Below are 14,768 nucleotides of genomic sequence, written 5' to 3' on the forward strand. Positions count from 1 at the left end.
CGCAGCGCGGGTCTACCTCCCCGGGTAGACCCCGGCCGCCCGCCCAGGCCGGGACTCGGTGGCGGTGGCCACCGCCACCGAGTCCCGGCCTGGGCGCCATGGAGCTCGGCGCCGACCAGGCGCTGGAGGCGCTGCGCACCGGACCGAAGCACCAGCCCCGACAGCCGGCTGATCCGCACCGTTGCCGCAGATCGACCTGTACTCCACCGGATCGAGGGCGACCCCGCCACCGGCCGCCGGCTGTCAACGCCGTGCACGCCTACGCGCCCGCCCTGCCGGTGCGGCCGCTCAGAAACGAGCCTGCGGCGTGTGTGGGCGTGGGGATTGGCCAGGTGCGAGGTGCGACCGAAGAGCGGGAGCGCACCAAAATTTGGCAGGTGATGATCGTGAGCGGAGAAGACGCGTCCGAGCATGGAGGAAGGCCAGAGCAGCCGGTTCGATGGAGCGGACCAGCCCGGCTGGGGACCGGACGTCGACGCCGAGCACCAGGAGCCCAACGACAGCGCGCACCGTTCGTTCGAACCGGGCAAGTACGCGCCCGCTCCTGGCCCGGGTCGTGAGAAGGCCGCCGAGGAAGAGCGCGAGGTCCCCGGGGACACCGTGGAGAGCACAGGGCGCCGCGGTGAGGAACAGGGGCCGTCGAAGCACTCGTACGACCTGGGCCCTCAAGGACCGTCCGGCCGTCCCAGCGGCGGCCGCACCGAACGGGCCCACACAGGTATCGATCCGCAGGAACCCGACAGCCCCACCTCGGGCCACTGACACCGAGGGGATCCGCCGCAACGGGGTCGCAGCCGCCGCGGACCACGCCTGGTCATTTGCCGGTGCTGCCGTAAAAGCGCGCGGTGGTGTGCGATCCGGTGCGCTGCTCCCGGCAGCGCTGCTCCCGGCCGGGCGGCGCGGGCGGCCGGGTGGGGGCAGGATCGGGGGATGGATGCTGTCGTGCAGCGCTACGCGCTGCTCCTGCCGGCCGAAGGCGTGGCGGTCATGCACGCCACGCCGCGGGTCGTGGTGGTGCACCGGACCTCAGACACGGTCGCGGGTCTGCCGGTTTACGAAGACCCGGACGGTGCGGTGCGCGCGGTGATCGAGCACCTCGGTGTCGCCCGCCTCCTGGACACCGACAGCGTCCCGACGGAGCAGCCGGTGACCGCCGTGGTCCTGCCATGACCCCACCCACAGGGCCCGCCCCCCAGCTGACCGTTCACACCCACGCACCCACCCCCGGATGCCGCGTGCTCACCCCGGCCGGCGACCTCGCCCAGGACACCGCACCCCACCTGCGCACCGAACTGCTCCAGGCGATCGAGGAGCCCGGCGTCACCACCGTCATCCTCGACTGCCACGCGATCGCCTTCTGCGACTTGGCCGGGATCCACCTCTTCCTCCGCGCCCGGCTGCTCGCCGAGCAGGCCGACGTCGACCTGCACCTGTCGGCACCACCGCCGCAGCTGCTCCGGCTTCTGGAGGTCACCGGGGCGGACCAGGTGCTCAAGATCGACCCTGGTCCGCCGGTGTAGCTGCGGCCGACTGCCCGTGCCTTCCCGGTCTGCCGGTTCTGCCGTGGCACAGGGTCCCGTCCTGCTACTGGACTCGTCGAGCGGGATCCGACCGGCGGCGGCCGTGGTCTCTCCCGTACCCGCGGCGGCCGCCCATCCCGAGCACTGGCGCCAGGCTCCGATGAGGTCTTCTGGCTGACCGGCAGGTGGGAGGCCGTCACCGGTTGGGGGACGGCCTCCCGGTGTCGGATGGGATGCTGACCGGTATGGGCGACGAACGCTGTTGCGGGCTGGTCTACGGAGCGAACCACCCCGACCCCGGCCCCCAGCCGGGCCGCGTCTACCGCGAACTATTGCCGCGTCAGACAACCTTTGCCCTGTTCTGGATACGGTGAGGCCGTGAGTGGAAGAGATCAGCCAGACCTGGACGAGATCGAGTTGTGGTTCTCTGCTGTGGCCGACGGACGCGTAAGCCGGGATGCAGCCGACCGGTGGGCCGGGCGTTGGTTCCTTGATGACGAATTGGAATGGGACGACCTGTCGCTGTGGGCGCTGGAGCGCCTCCACGGGGTCGATTTGCGGCCGGGGCCCGAGGAACCGTACCTGCACAACGACGAGCAGGTACGGGAGTGGCTGGAGGAGCTACGGCGGCGCCGCGCCAGGTAGCGCACAGCGAAGGCTCCTGTCCCCGTCCGCTCCTGACGCGAGGCTGTTGGTGCATGGCAGAACGAGTAAGGGTCCGTGAGGTTGATGATGGCGAGGGCGGCGGTTGTTGCGGATCGTCCGCAGGGGCACCGGGTCGGTGGTGACCTGGCGGCGGGCCCAGATGGTGCTGCTGTCGTGGTGCTGCTGCCAGCCCAGGGAATGCCCATGGCGAAGATCGCCTAGGTGACGTTCACCGGCGCGGACCGGGTCCGGGATGTGATCCACAACTTCAACGCGGACGGCTTCGAATCGCTCTACCGGAGGAGACACGCTGAACGGGTAATGCCGCCGGCGCGGTCGTGTTCGGGACAGTTCGGTGGCCAGGGCTAGGGAAGACGGGGGAAGGGGCAGGAGGACGCCTGGGCGACGATCTCGCCGGCCGTCGCGGGGCGGTCTTGTTCTCCGCCCCGGGTACAGGTGCGGCGGGCTGGGTGACGGCTGGGCCGGACGGCGCAGTACCCGTGGTCCGGGCTGCTGCGGCGGGTGAGGATCGCTGGGGCGAGAGGACCGGGCCGGGTGTGACGGCCGGGCAGGTCTTCTGCTCACCCGCACCCCGACAGGGCAGCGGCGACCGCCGCGTCCAGAGACGAGGAAATCCCCGTGACCGACCTGTGGAGCTACAGTCCCGCGTCGCAGTACACGCCCGGTGTGAACCTGACCGGGTTCAAGGTCGAGGCCACCGATGGCCACATCGGCAAGGTCGACGAGGCCACCGAGGAGGTCGGCTCCTCCTACATCGTGGTCGACACCGGGCCGTGGATCTTCGGCAAGCACGTCCTGCTGCCGGCGGGCACCATCATGCGCGTCGACACCAAGGACGAGAAGATCCACGTCAACCGCACCAAGGACCAGATCAAGCACGCCCCGGAGTACGACAAGGACATGCACCGCGGCGACAGCGGTTACCGCGACCGGATCGGCCAGTACTACGGCCAGGGTCACAGCTGACCAGTCTCCGTGCTGCGGCTCGTCATCGATGCCCGCCTCGGACACGACTGACGCCCGCCCACACCCCGCAACGCCGGAGGCCGCCATCCATAGGTGACGGCCTCCCTCGACTCCCGGTGCGCGGCGCTTTCTGGCTGCTCTGGAGTGGCCACGACGGTATCCGCACGCTCCATCACGGCGGCGGCCCGCGGCTGGGTGGAGAAGGACATCGACGGCCTGGTGTCGACGGCTGGGCCACTCTGGTGGAGGGCCGACTCGTCGTCACCCGGGACAGAGACGGCCGGATGCAGCCCGTCCTGCACGCCGAGCGTGGGAGGCAGGAGCGACGCTGCACGCCGCCTTCGCTCAGCACCCCGCCCACCCCGACGACGACCAGAGCAGCGACGAGGATGAGCCCGGCGGCCGGGAGCACCGCCTGCTCGGCGACATCCGCACCCGCATCCGCCGCCGGGCGGCCGGGCTCACCCTGGACGCCATCGACCAGGACCTGGCCGCTGCCCGGGACGAGCTACGGATCGCCGACCGGCACGCCGACACCGACGACGAGAGCGCCGTCGTCCGGGGTGCGTGCCGGCGGCCGCGAGGCGGATGGTTGCGATGTGGCTTATCGGCGTGGGAGCATGCCGCCGACCCGGGGGGAAGGCGCCTAATCCGGGCCGCACGGACGACTTGGCCGACCCCGGTGAGGAGCCCATGGACACGCAGCATGCCCATGCCGTCGGCATCCTCGGCACCGTCGGCCGCCCCGAGCGGCTCCTGGTCACCTGGGCCGAGCACCGGTATGTCACCGTGCCGCTGGACGACGACCAGGCACGCACCGTCGCGGCCGCCCTCCCCAGCCACTTCCCCCACGCGCCCCACCAGCCGCACCCCTCGCGCCAGCTCGTCCGGTGGCTGCTCCCGCCCCTGGACGTCACCCTCCATGTCGGCGATGGACCACCGCACTTCGCCCACCTCGGCCACGCCTGACACCGTCCGGGCGCCTTCGTGACCTGGCGGACCTGGTCCGGTCGCTGTGTACAGGCGGTCCCAGCCCGGCTCGCTGCACGCCCCCTCATAGGCTGGCCACCGGGGATCGGCTGCTATCGCCGCTCGACCGGGCGATTACCGCCGCCCACGGTCTTGCGGACCTCGGCGGACCAGCCTTCTTGTCCTGGTGATCCAGAGGATGGAGTGGTGAGGAATCCGATGACGAGGTCCGGCGAAGCGTCACCCGAGGATCGCGTCGGCTGCCTTCCTGAGCGAGCCCGGCTGTTCGGGGCGGTGCGGTGCCGTCGCACGGGCTTCCAGCATCCGGGCCCCGATCTCCTGGAGCTCCTTGCGGCCCAAGGCCTCGCGCACCTTGGGGAACCAGTCGTTCTCCTCCTCCTGGATGTGGTGGCCGACCGTCTCGATGAGCACGGTGGCCTTTGCGTCGAACCGTTCGTCGTCGGGCGTCATCGCATCGAGCTCGGCGCACAGGAGGTCGGCGACGTGGTGTTCCTCGTAAGACTCCAGGATGTCCCGCTCCAGGTCGGGAACGCGTTCGCGGACCGTCGGATACATGACCTCGTTCTCGATGTAGGCGTGAACCGTCAGCGCTTCCACGATCCGGCTCACGAGGTCCGCCTTGACCTCGGTCTTCTCCGCATCGGCGGACCCGAACTCCCGGAAGAGCCGGCGCACCTCTTTGTGATCCTCCTTGAGCAGAACGATGGCGTCGGTAGACATGTTCACTCCTCCATTCCAGGTTGGCCAGGTCGCGGGCCGGCCCCAGTGACCTTCGTCGCCGAGCCGGGCCCGGCCGTCAACGGTCAGCGACGGACCCGGTCATCGTCGTCCTCCTCAAAGTCCTCGTCGTACCCGTCGTCCTCCGGGTTGTCCTGGTCGTACCCGTCGTCCTCGGGGTTGTCCTCGTCCTCCTCGTCGTAGCCGTCCTCGGGCTCGTCCTCCTCGTCCTCACTCTGCTGGTCCTCCTGCTCCCGGTCGGCGTCCTCCTCGGACTCCCCTTCGTCGTCCTCCTGCCCGTCCTGATCGGTGGCCTCTTCCTCTTCTTCGAGGGCCTCGTCGTGGGTCTTGACGACCTCGCCGTCGCGGATCTCCCCGCGCCAGCCCTCGGCCTCGTCATTGGTGAGTGAGACGTAGCGCTGGAAGTTCTTGAAGTCCAGCCGCAGGCGGCGGCCTTGGGCACGCCAGATGTTCCCGGTCTTCTCGAAAAAGCCCGCCGGGTAGTACTCGACGACGAGAACGATGCGGGTGAGCGTGGGAGTGATCTCGTGGAAGCTGACCGCGCCACGGGTGCTCCCCTTCGCGCCTTCCGAGGTCCACACGATGCGCTCGTCCGGCACCTGTTCCTGGACGGTGGCCTTGAAACTGCGCTTGGAAGGCCCGACCTTGACCTTCCAGTCCGTGGTGACCTCGTCGCCCTGGGAAACGCTCTGCACACCCTTGGCGAAGCCGCTGAAGTCCTCGTACTTCGTCCAGTGGTCGTAGGCGGTGCGCAGGGGTACACCGACGTCCAGGGCCTCGATGATGTTCATCGGCTTCTTCCCGGACTTCCGCCCGGGCTTGCCGCCGCCGAATGCCCCCTTGACCTTGTCGACGACGTTGTCTTTGACGCTCTTCACCTTCTCCCCAGCGAAGGCCTTGAGCGGTGAGTCGCCCTGCAGCGCACGGGCGCCGACCTTGGGCAGAACGCCGCCGTTCTCGGCGGCCTCGCCGAGCTGACTCGTGAGGCCGGAGACCTGGTTGCCGGCCTTTTCGACCAGATTCTCGAGCTGGGCGCCGAGGTAGTGGACCGCTTCTTCCCGCAGCTTGTCGAAACCAGAGGTGTCGGCGGATCCACGGTCCTCCCGATCATTGGTGGCCATGGCCTACCTCCTGCGGGTCAAGCGCGAGGAGGGCGTGCCCGATGGGGTCTTCTTGGCCCCCGTCTTCGTGGCAGTGGTCTTCTTCGCGGGAGCGGGCGCCTTCGGTCCTCCGGCCTTTCTTGGCCGGGGCCTTGGGGGCGACCCGGGAGGCCCGACCGCCCGGGCGTTCACCGCGCGTAGTGCTGCGGCGCCGGGGAGCACGCTCCTTACGCGTCTCTTCCTCGTCCTCCTCCTCTTCCTCGTCCTCCGGCTCCTGGCCCTCTTCCTCGTCCTCCGGCTCCTGGTCCTCGGGCTTCGGCTTGCCGATGTTCAGGGTGCGATCACGCAGCGAGTCCGCGAGCTCCCCGACGCGCCGGTTGACCGCGGCGACCACCGCGCGCTTACCCGCCTCCAGCAGTTCCCCCCTGATCTGCTGGTTGAGTTCCGCAACCTGGGGTACCTCACCCAACTTCCGGAGCCCCTCGGTGGCAAGTTGCTGCGGATCGAGCCTGAACCGCCGGCCGGCGATGTACGTCGCGGCGGCGAACGCCAGCCGCCCCTTTTTCGCACGTCCGAGCACGTATCCGCCGGCGACCGCAGCAGCCACAGCGACCTTGGTGACGTTGTCCATGAGCTCTTCCCTTCAGGCCCTTGCTCTCCTGATCGGGCACTACGTCGAGGGGGCACACACGGCGCGAGGGCCCGTGCCCGCGACAGGAGCCAGGCGAGCGTACGTTGTTCCGACCGCGACACCATGCTCCCGGCGAACGCCGGAGATGCCCGATGTGCCCGCTGGAGCCTGATCCACCCCGGCGCATATGGTCGTCATGACGTTCCGTCACCCCCGGACTCAATCGGCCATGAGGTGGCTTCGCGGCACAACGCGCCTGCACCCTCGGACCTCGGAACCCCGAGCCGTACCTCCAGTCTGGGCAGTCAGCTCGGTGGGCGCATGCGAGGCATGGGACTCCCTGCGGCGGAGCCGTGTCTGCGAGCCGCGTCCTCGCCGGGTATCCGGAGGAGGTGTCGCGGGTCCTCCCGCACATCGGACATGCGCGGCTGCGCGCCGGGTCGGTCAGGGGAGAATGGCGGTCGGGAGTGAAGTCAGCGCTTGTGAGCGCAACCGAGACGCCTCCGATTTCGGAGCAGGCAGATGGCCGCAGGCAATGAGCACGGAACCCGGGCCCGTGGACCTGCCCGCGAAGGCTCCGGGAGTTCATGGCTCCGATCCGTGGGCAGTGTCCGGCTGGCCGCCGACCCGGGAGTCGCTTCAGGTTTCGTCGCGCGTGGGACAGCGTTGCTGGCGAATGGCCCGGAGGATGTCCTCGCTGGGGGCCCACAGACCGAGCGCTCCTCTTGCCGGAAGAGGCGCGGCAAGAGCCTGGATGTCAGCGAGTTCCCAGTGCCAGCTGTCACGGAATCTGTCGGCAACGGGTGAATCGAGGACCACGGGAAGCGGATCAGGACGACCACCGTGCGCTCCACGACGAAGCCCGTCACCTAGCTCCCGGACGGCATCGTGCTGACCGGTCGAGACCGCCGGCCGCGTTGAGCAGCGGCGCCGATGACACCGCGCGCCCGGCTGACCGGACCGGCTCGTGCGCCGGGTGGCCCGTTCGTGGCAGCGGCGGCGTCCCTGCGGCGCGGTCATGGCGGCTGAAGGAAGTGCGGCTCTTAGCGTGGTGCCCGGGTACGGCCCGGGGTAGCCGCACCCGCTTGGACGGAAGAGGGGGTAGAGCTTTGGGCGCGGAGCAGGATCGCGATGATCGAGTACGGCTACTTCCTGTCGTGTGAGGAGTTCACCCCGGCCGAGTTGATTGATCAGGCCCGTCGTGCCGGGGAGGCGGGGTTCACGAGGCTGGCGATCTCCGATCACTTCCATCCGTGGAACGACGCGCAGGGCAACAGCGCGTTCGTGTGGTCGATGATCGGCGCGCTGTCCCAGGCGGTGGACCTGCCGGTCACCACCCTGGTGACCTGCCCGACGGTGCGGCTGCACCCGGCGGTGACCGCGCAGGCCGCCGCCACCTCCAGCGTGCTGCTCGGCGGCCGGTTCGCCCTGGGTGTCGGGACGGGGGAGGCGCTGAACGAGCACTTCCACGGCGACGGGTGGCCGTCGTTCGAGGCGCGGGCCGAGATGCTGGAGGAAGCGATCGGCGTGATGCGCAAGCTGTTCACCGGCGAGCAGGTCAGCCACCGCGGCTGGCACTACACCGTAGACACCGCCCGTCTCTACAGCGCCCCTGAGCAGCCGCTGCCGGTCTATGTGTCCGCGTTCGGGCCGAAGGCCGCCGAGCTGGCCGGCCGGATCGGGGACGGCTTCGTCACCATGACCCCCGACGCCGACCTCGTGGGTGCCTTCCGTGACAGCGGCGGCGCGGGCAAGAAGGTGGTGGGCGGGGTGAAGGTGTGCTGGAACAGCAACCGGGACAAGGCCGTTGACGTCGTGCACCGGTTGTGGCCGAGCGAGCTGCTGCCCGGCGAACTCGCCCAGATCCTGCCGACCCCGGCGCACTTCGAGCAGGCCAGCGAGCTGGTCACCCGCGAGATGGTCGCCGACGCGGTCACCTGCGGCGACGTGGTGGAGGAGCACGTGGAGACGGTGCGCCCGCGCCGGGTTCGACGAGGTCTACGTCGGACAGATCGGCCCGGACCAGGAAGTGTTCTTCGACGCTTACCGGGAATTGGTCCTGCCCGCCCTTCGCGGCTGACTCCCGCTGCCCTCGTGTCAGGTCGGCTGGGCGGGTGGCGGTTCGCTGTCGGCGGCCCGGCGATCGGCGGTTGCTCGCGGCCCTGGTCGGCGAGCGCACGCAGTTCGTCAGCGCCGGCCCGGACGGCGTGCTGTGCGGGGCCGAGCAGGCCGGCGCCGCCAAGGTCATCGCCGCCGGGGCGGACGTCGCCGACGCGGCGGCCGCCGCCCAGCAGGCCGAGGACGAGCTCGGACCGATCGACGGGTGGGTCAACAGGGGCCGTCACACGCCGGTGGCCTGGTCGGTGAGCATCGCCACGAGACCGTCGCGGCCCGCAGTGCGCAGCCGGCGCAGCTGGCGCACGGCGCCGTTGCCCTGGCGCAGCAGGCGCTCCAGCACGGGGACGATGTGACGCCGGTCCGCACTCTTCTTGATGATCGGGTCGATGTGGTCCAGCAGGGCGGCCACCACGCTGGCGGCGTTGGTCAGCTGGCCGGAGAGCGGGTCGAACATCGTGCCCGTGCAGCCGTGCCGGGCGCTGTGCCACACGGTAGCCGCGAGAACCTCCTGCTCGACGGGCGGGATCACTTGTCCGGCGTCCGCGTCGCGGAGGGCTCGGGTGGCAAGGGCGCGCACGACGCCGGCGAGCATCACCGCTTCGTCGGGCCGCAGCTGGACGTCCATGGCGCGGATCTCGACGGTGGGGAAGTGCTCGGACAGGCGGATGTGCCAGTAGACCTGCCCGATGTCGCGGATCAGCCCGCCCTCGACCAGTGCCCGGGTGCGACGGTCGTAGTCGTCGGCGCCGACGAAGAACGGCGGCGGTCCACTGACGGGCCAACGGCCGAAGACGAGAGTGCGCCAGCTTGCGAACCCGGTGTCCCTGTTCTGCCACAGCGGTGAATTCGCCGCGAGCGCGATCAGCAGGGGCAGCCAGGCACGCAGCCCGTTCATCACGGTGACGCCGGCGCCGCGGTCGGGGATGCCGAGGTGGACGTGCATGCCGGTGATCAGCTGCTCGTCGGTGAGCAGCCGGGTCTCGGCGTGCATGGCGCGGTAGCGGGCGGTGTCGGTCACCGGGACCGGCAGACGATCGGTGAACGGTGCCGCACCGCACGTGGCCAGGCAGCAGCCCTCCTGCCGGGCGGCCTCACCGAGAGCCAGCCGCATCCGCAGCAAATGCCCGCCAGCCTCCTCCAGCTCACGGCAGACGGGGGTGGCGACCTCCAATTGCGCCTGGAGCAGTTCGCGCTGGACCTCGCCGCGCTTCAGCGAGGGTTGGAGACGGGCGGCCTGGCGGACCTGGGCGGCGCGGGCCACCGGGCGCCCGGTGGCCGCATCGAGCAGGAGGTACTCCTCTTCGATGCCGAGGGTCAGCATGCTGCACAGGTACCCGCGCGCGCCGCGCGCATGCGGTCACCGCAGAGAGCCGCCGCCGCCGTGGGCGGCCTTGCGGTGCCGGGGCGGGTACGCGGATGCTGTCTCGGCTGGCTGGGCTGGGCAATCAGGTGGCGGCTGCTCGCGCGCCGGTCCCATGGCGCCGGGAGAGCGGTTCACGCAATGCAGCAGGACATCGCGGAACGGCCAGGGCAGCGACTGCTGGAGGACGCACACCCAGGCGCGGCCCACTCCAGCGCGGCGGGCAGTTCGCCCGGGACCTGGTCCTCGCCCTTGGTGTAGCCGTCATCGTCCTCCTGATCCAGACCGGCCACCGGGTCGGCGATGGTGGCGTAGGCATCCAGGTCCCTCGAGTGCAACCTGCAGTCGCCGATCGTCCTCTCCAACGTCGGCACCGCCGCATGATCGGGTGCACACTGGAGAGAGTTGGTGGTCGTGTCGCCGGCGTTGGGCGGAGAATACCAGGCCGTCTCGGGGGCAGTGCCACCAGCTTCCTCCGGCGAGGAGGGAGCGAGGGCGGCGGAAAAGGCGTCCGGCCGCCCTCCGCTGCGCCGCATGCGCTGCCGAACGGGCTGACCTGTGCTGGGGTTCGTCGGCGTGGGCGGTGAGTTCCGCCCCGGGCGCATAGGTCGCCCGGGGCGGCCAGCCGCTGGTGAGCTCCGGACACGACGTGTCAACGGATATCCCCAAGCCCCAAATCCTTCCACCTTTCCGGTATATTCCATATCAGATCATTATCTGTTATGCGGTGCGATGAGTTGTCACCTATTCGGCTCAGACTGGGTTGGGCGCGGCCTTGCCTCGTGACCTGGCCATCGTGGGGCGGCGCCCGCTGCTGATCACGGCCGGTTCGGTCGTGCTTGCTGCGGGGTGCGGCCGGAACCCGGCAAGTCAGCCGTCCGCGCGGGCGATGCCGCAGGGCACCCCCGCGGCGTCGACGGTCGGACAAGTGGCCATTGCGCCTGTGCTGGAGGCCGCCGCCCACGCCGACGGTCTCCAGGTGTGATGCCCTCGTGGCTCTTCCCTGGCCCGCGCGGCAGCCACGAGGGTGTGTCGAGGTGTCATATAGGGCTGGCCGGACTGGTCCTCACATCGCGAAGCGTGTCCCCAGAGGGGGAGGGGAACACGCAGCCCATGGGATTGTTCCGAAGAGAACGCGGTGAACAAGCCGACCGGGCTGCTCGCCGCCCGGCTGAGGCCGCGAACGAAGGCCCGGATACACCGACGCGGGTACCGGCCCGCGGCTGGCTCGGGGTGCTCAAGCGGACCGGGCGGGAGTTCATCGATGACGAGTTGCCGGACCGGGCCGCCGCGCTGACGTACTACGGGGTGCTGGCGGTGTTCCCGGCGCTGCTGGTGCTGGTGGCGGTGCTCGGGTTGGTCGGTTCGTCGGTTACCAACGCGGTGCTGGATAACTTGCAGAAGCTCGCCCCCGGATCGGCGCGCGAGATCCTGCGCAGCGCGGTCGGGCAGTTGCAGGCTGGCCGCGGCACGGGTGGGGTGCTGGCGGTGGTGGGTCTGGCTGGTTCGCTGTGGTCGGCGTCCGGGTACATTGCGGCGTTCATCCGGGCGGCGAACGCGGTGTATGACATCCGCGAGGGCCGGCCGGTGTGGAAGACCACGCCGCTGCGGGTCGGGTTGACGCTGCTGATGATGGTGCTGCTGATCGCCAGCGCCGTGATTGTGGTGTTCACCGGCCCGTTGGCCGAGCGGGCCGGGGATGTTCTCGGGCTCGGTCGCACTGCGGTGACGGTTTGGTCGATCGCGAAGTGGCCGGTGCTGGTGGCGCTGGTGTCGTTCATGATCGCTTTGTTGTACTGGGCGGCGCCCAATGTGCGCGGCCGGGGCTTTCGCTGGGTCTCGCCGGGCAGTGTGCTGGCGGTGCTGCTGTGGCTGGTCCTGTCCGGTGGTTTCGCCGCGTATGTGGCGAACTTCGGTTCCTACAACCGGGCCTACGGGACCCTTGCCGGGGTGATCGTGTTCCTGGTGTGGCTGTGGCTGTCCAACCTCGCCATTCTGCTCGGTCTGGAGTTCGATGCCGAGGTGGCCCGCGAGCGGGCCATCGAGGGCGGCATGCCGCCGGGCGAGGATCCGTACGTACCGCCGCGCGACACCCGCACCTGGCCGGACGACGAGGACGGCGGCGGCCGAGGCTGACAAGCGCTCGCCGGCGCCGCCGAGGTGCGGTGCCCTGGCAGGGTGGCCGGGTGACCCGTGCCGTCCGGGTGTTCGCCCTCGGCCCGAGCGGGGAACGGATGGCCGCCGGCGCGGTCTGGGAGCCGCGCACTGGGACAGACCAGGACCTTGAGGAAAGGCGCACGGGTATGGGACACAGCGGGAACGTCATCGCGGAGCTGACCGGCGACCACCGCGAGGTGGAGGAGCTGTTCGAGCGGATCAAGGACCTGCCCGCCGGCGACGAGCGCCGCCGCGAGATCGCGGACGAGTTCACGATCGAGCTGGTGCGGCACTCCGTCGCCGAGGAGCAGTACCTCTACCCCGCAGTGCGCGAGCACGTGCCCGGCGGTGGGAAGTTGGCGGACAAGGAGATCGCCGACCACGCCAGGGTCGAGCAGCTCCTGAAGGACCTCGAAGGCACCGATGTGGGCGACGCTCGGTTCGACGTCCTCGTGGCCCGGGTGATCGGCGAGGTCAGCGAGCACGTGCGCGACGAGGAGGACCGGCTCTTCCCCGCCCTGGCCGAGGTCTGCTCGCCCCAGTACCTGGACGAGCTCGGCGACAGGATCCGCACCGCGAAGAAGATGGCGCCCACTCGCCCCCACCCCTCCGCCCCCGACACCCCGCCCGCCAACAAGCTCCTCGCCCCGGGCGCCGGCCTGGTCGACCGCGCCCGCGACTTCGTCACCGGCCGCGGCAAGTCCTAACCCGGCCCGCCCGGGCCCGTGCCCGGTCGGCGCCCTGGTCGAACACCGGACAGCACGGCGGCGTACGACCTCACACCCGTTGGTCCGTGCACCGCCCAGTTGGACCCCAGCTTCCGCATCGCCCATCCCCCGGCGCTGATCCGCTGCTCGGTGACCACCCCGCAGGGCCTGCACACCACGTGTCGTTGTGGACGTGTCTGTCCGCGCGCCCTGGCGGCCGCCGCGGTTGCTGGGGCGGCCGCCAGGCGCTCGCGATCGCGATGCCGCCCACCAGGCCCGGCAGACCGCTGACGTCGCGCACCGCCGCCCAGCCTCTCTACACCGCCCTCGCCCGCGCCGGCCTCTACACCCTGACCGCCGACGACCACCAGGCCGTCCGCGAACTCACTCGAGCGCACCCGCACCGCGGCGCTCGCACTGCGCGGCGAGCAGGTCCCGCCCGCCCGGCGCGTGGTACGCCGCAGCCGCTTCTGACCCTTCGCCTGGCTGAGCAGTAGCCAGGCGCACTGCACGCAGGCCCCGGACAGAAGTCCGGGGCCTGCACTGTTGCGGCCTGGGCCGACCGCCGGAGTCTGGTGCAAGCAGGTGGCGATCGGTCAAGGCGACGCTCCCCCCGCGGGCAATGGTGTGTGCGGGAGGATCAGCCTGATCCTGTCACCCCGTCCGCTCCCGGCCTCGCCCGCCCCAGCCCAGGATCGGGTGGGCGGTGATGCTCGTATGGATGTCAAGCAGCGGTTGTGAGCTGCTTGGTGGTAGTGCTGCGTGTGGTGGTCAGGAGCTGGTAGATCTCGCGGGCAATGAACCGCTTGAGGCAGCGGATGATCTCCTTCTTCGAGAGGCCTTCCTTGGTCCTGCGCTGCATGTACTGACGGGCTGCGGTCCGCCAAGCTGAATGCCTGCGCCCGCTACTGCTCCGCTGCCGCCATCAACCGCCGGAACCACCGTCCCCGGGGCCCCGGGCTCCGCCGGAGGCGCCCGCCGGGCCGACTGCACAGCCAGCCCGGCGAAGCGCGCGTTCAGACGGCTTGCCCGGGGTCAGAGGCGGCTGCGGCGCACCGCCGGTCTGGCGGGCGGGACCTGCTCGCCGCGCAGTGCGGACGTGGCGGCCAGTCCGAGGGCCATAGCGCCGGTGCCGGGCTTCAGGGCTCCGATCCGTGGGCAGTGTCCGGTTGGCAGCCGAGCCGGGAGTCGCTTCTGGTTTCGTCGCGCGTGGGACAGTGCTGCTGGTGAATGGCCCGGAGGATGTCCTCGCTGGGGGTCCACAGGCCGAGCGCTCCTCTTGCGGGAAGAGGCACGGCAAGAGCCTGGACGGCGGCGAGTTCCCAGTGCCAGCTGTCACGGAATCCCCATTCGGGGCAACAGCCTTCGGTGGCTCGGTGGCAGCCGACGAGTTGCGCGCTGCCGATGACGGCGCCTCTCTCGTCCGGCCAATCGGGGTCCGCTGGCGGGAGTAGGCCCTCGTAGGTGGCCAGGCCGGCGTGGATGAGGAGCAGGCCGCGGTACTTGGTGGGGCGGGGGCGGTTCTCGATCCGTTTCGGGCCGTACACGATGGCGTCGGCGTAGGGCTGGCGCACGGTGAGGGCCCTTACGGTGGTCATAGGTGCTGTCCTTCGCAGTCTGTGTGTTCGCCGCCGGTGCCGGTGTGGGGCAGGTAGCAGCCGTTGTGGCTGCTGTCCTGATCCTGGCGGTCGGAACGTCGCTGCTGTTCGTCGACGGTGATGGCGGCGGGCAGCAGGAGAGCGAACCCCGAGTGTGGCGTGCGTGAGCTGCAGATCACCCGCTGCGCCGACCGTTCGCTCACTCGCTCACTCGCTC

General features: G+C 70.3%; 16 protein-coding genes and 2 pseudogenes. 11 read left to right on the forward strand and 7 right to left on the reverse strand.

Annotated features, from left to right (window positions below; translation table 11 throughout):
* Nucleotides 1–411: 411 nt before the first annotated feature.
* The 7 genes and pseudogenes from ACFC1R_RS33855 (at nt 412) to ACFC1R_RS33885 (ending at nt 4,121) form a co-directional block, all read left to right on the forward strand.
* Nucleotides 412–762, forward strand: a complete 351-nt coding sequence (locus ACFC1R_RS33855) for a hypothetical protein (RefSeq protein WP_375945313.1) — start codon at nt 412–414, stop codon at nt 760–762.
* A gap of 168 nt (nt 763–930) precedes the next feature.
* Nucleotides 931–1,170: a DUF6296 family protein gene (locus ACFC1R_RS33860; RefSeq protein WP_375945315.1), complete on the forward strand. Its 240-nt coding sequence runs from the start codon at nt 931–933 to the stop codon at nt 1,168–1,170.
* Complete coding sequence (locus ACFC1R_RS33865) at nt 1,167–1,520, forward strand: STAS domain-containing protein (RefSeq protein WP_375945317.1); 354 nt, start codon at nt 1,167–1,169, stop codon at nt 1,518–1,520. Before ACFC1R_RS33860 ends, ACFC1R_RS33865 begins: the two co-directional genes overlap by 4 nt.
* A gap of 501 nt (nt 1,521–2,021) precedes the next feature.
* Nucleotides 2,022–2,165: a hypothetical protein gene (locus ACFC1R_RS33870; protein ID WP_375945319.1), complete on the forward strand. Its 144-nt coding sequence runs from the start codon at nt 2,022–2,024 to the stop codon at nt 2,163–2,165.
* 53 nt (nt 2,166–2,218) lie between these two features.
* Nucleotides 2,219–2,462: pseudogene (locus ACFC1R_RS33875) on the forward strand (IS630 family transposase); the annotation flags it as partial.
* Between the two features lie 342 nt (nt 2,463–2,804).
* On the forward strand, nt 2,805–3,152 hold the full coding sequence (locus ACFC1R_RS33880) for a PRC-barrel domain-containing protein (protein WP_375945321.1): 348 nt from the start codon (nt 2,805–2,807) through the stop codon (nt 3,150–3,152).
* 693 nt (nt 3,153–3,845) lie between these two features.
* Nucleotides 3,846–4,121, forward strand: coding sequence for a hypothetical protein (locus ACFC1R_RS33885; protein WP_375945322.1), 276 nt, complete (start codon nt 3,846–3,848; stop codon nt 4,119–4,121).
* A gap of 240 nt (nt 4,122–4,361) precedes the next feature.
* On the opposite strand, the gene ACFC1R_RS33890 is transcribed toward ACFC1R_RS33885, so the two are convergent.
* From ACFC1R_RS33890 to ACFC1R_RS33900, 3 genes are all read right to left on the reverse strand, one after another.
* Nucleotides 4,362–4,862, reverse strand: coding sequence for a hemerythrin domain-containing protein (locus ACFC1R_RS33890; protein WP_375945324.1), 501 nt, complete (start codon nt 4,860–4,862; stop codon nt 4,362–4,364).
* 83 nt (nt 4,863–4,945) lie between these two features.
* On the reverse strand, nt 4,946–6,001 hold the full coding sequence (locus ACFC1R_RS33895; protein ID WP_375945326.1) for an SRPBCC family protein: 1,056 nt from the start codon (nt 5,999–6,001) through the stop codon (nt 4,946–4,948).
* Entirely contained in the window at nt 5,988–6,611 is a 624-nt protein-coding gene (locus tag ACFC1R_RS33900; RefSeq protein WP_375945328.1) for a hypothetical protein, read from the reverse strand. Before ACFC1R_RS33900 ends, ACFC1R_RS33895 begins: the two co-directional genes overlap by 14 nt.
* 1,131 nt (nt 6,612–7,742) lie before the next feature.
* Between ACFC1R_RS33900 and ACFC1R_RS33905 the strand changes: the two are divergent.
* Nucleotides 7,743–8,691: pseudogene (locus ACFC1R_RS33905) on the forward strand (TIGR03557 family F420-dependent LLM class oxidoreductase).
* 261 nt (nt 8,692–8,952) lie between these two features.
* Here the strand turns inward: ACFC1R_RS33905 and ACFC1R_RS33910 are convergent.
* The gene (locus ACFC1R_RS33910; protein WP_375945330.1) at nt 8,953–10,050 is read right to left on the reverse strand and encodes a glutamate--cysteine ligase; all 1,098 of its coding nucleotides are present in this window, start codon (nt 10,048–10,050) and stop codon (nt 8,953–8,955) included.
* Nucleotides 10,051–10,223: 173 nt separating this feature from the next.
* A complete protein-coding gene (locus ACFC1R_RS33915; RefSeq protein WP_375945332.1) occupies nt 10,224–10,427 on the reverse strand; it encodes a hypothetical protein in 204 nt (67 codons plus the stop codon).
* A gap of 775 nt (nt 10,428–11,202) precedes the next feature.
* On the opposite strand from ACFC1R_RS33915, the gene ACFC1R_RS33920 reads away from it, so the two are divergent.
* The gene (locus ACFC1R_RS33920) at nt 11,203–12,225 is read left to right on the forward strand and encodes a YihY/virulence factor BrkB family protein (protein WP_375945334.1); all 1,023 of its coding nucleotides are present in this window, start codon (nt 11,203–11,205) and stop codon (nt 12,223–12,225) included.
* 167 nt (nt 12,226–12,392) lie between these two features.
* Entirely contained in the window at nt 12,393–12,953 is a 561-nt protein-coding gene (locus ACFC1R_RS33925; RefSeq protein ID WP_375945336.1) for a hemerythrin domain-containing protein, read from the forward strand.
* Nucleotides 12,954–13,677: 724 nt separating this feature from the next.
* Here ACFC1R_RS33925 and ACFC1R_RS33930 read toward each other — a convergent pair.
* Nucleotides 13,678–13,815: a hypothetical protein gene (locus ACFC1R_RS33930; protein ID WP_375945338.1), complete on the reverse strand. Its 138-nt coding sequence runs from the start codon at nt 13,813–13,815 to the stop codon at nt 13,678–13,680.
* A gap of 277 nt (nt 13,816–14,092) precedes the next feature.
* On the reverse strand, nt 14,093–14,551 hold the full coding sequence (locus ACFC1R_RS33935) for a hypothetical protein (protein ID WP_375945340.1): 459 nt from the start codon (nt 14,549–14,551) through the stop codon (nt 14,093–14,095).
* A gap of 2 nt (nt 14,552–14,553) precedes the next feature.
* Here ACFC1R_RS33935 and ACFC1R_RS33940 point away from each other — a divergent pair, with 2 nt between their 5' ends.
* On the forward strand, nt 14,554–14,718 hold the full coding sequence (locus ACFC1R_RS33940; protein WP_375945342.1) for a hypothetical protein: 165 nt from the start codon (nt 14,554–14,556) through the stop codon (nt 14,716–14,718).
* The last annotated feature ends 50 nt before the right edge of the window (nt 14,719–14,768 follow it).

Origin of the sequence: Kitasatospora sp. NPDC056138, assembly GCF_042264695.1 — a bacterium.
GTDB lineage: Bacteria > Actinomycetota > Actinomycetes > Streptomycetales > Streptomycetaceae > Kitasatospora.